Origin of the sequence: Rhizobium sp. BR 315 (assembly GCF_050577975.1) — a bacterium.
Taxonomy (GTDB): domain Bacteria; phylum Pseudomonadota; class Alphaproteobacteria; order Rhizobiales; family Rhizobiaceae; genus Rhizobium; species Rhizobium miluonense.
Window position 1 is genome coordinate 1 of sequence record NZ_JARWKZ010000213.1, and the last position, 501, is coordinate 501.

General features: G+C 60.7%; 1 pseudogene. It reads right to left on the reverse strand.

What is annotated here, in order from left to right:
- Positions 1-254: 254 nt before the first annotated feature.
- Positions 255-501: pseudogene (locus QD409_RS35835) on the reverse strand (IS110 family transposase); the annotation flags it as partial.

The window sequence follows — 501 nt, forward strand, 5'->3', positions numbered from 1 at the left end:
CGTCGACGAGGGACAAATATGCTGCCTATTGCAGGACGCGGCGGCATTGAGACGACGGTTGATCAGACTCTGATGCGCGGGTTGAATACCGCAGGACCGTGGTTCGTCTCGGGCCTTCCTCTGTCTCACATGGCGCGTGTTGCCGTTTCAGGCTCGCAGAATCACAACGAGGGTTGCCCTGACCGGCCGCCACGCCCAACAATAAGCAGCGTGATGGAATTAAACCTTTCTCCTTTGTATTTGGCGCCCCTTCGTCAGGCTGCCTTTGTGGGGGGAATGGGAACTGTTGTCGCAATCGCCCAGACGAAAGCAGCGAGCTCGCGCGCGATGGCGACAGTGACGATGTTGGTGGGGCGGCCGCTGGCCTGCATGCGCCGGTATCGCTGGCATAGTCGCACTTGCGCCTTCCAGGCGGTCGCCCTGATCGCTTCAGGCAGCCCCTCGGTTCGCTTCAAGATTTCCTGGCCGACACGCGCAGGCAATCTGTAGGTCCATGCGCCT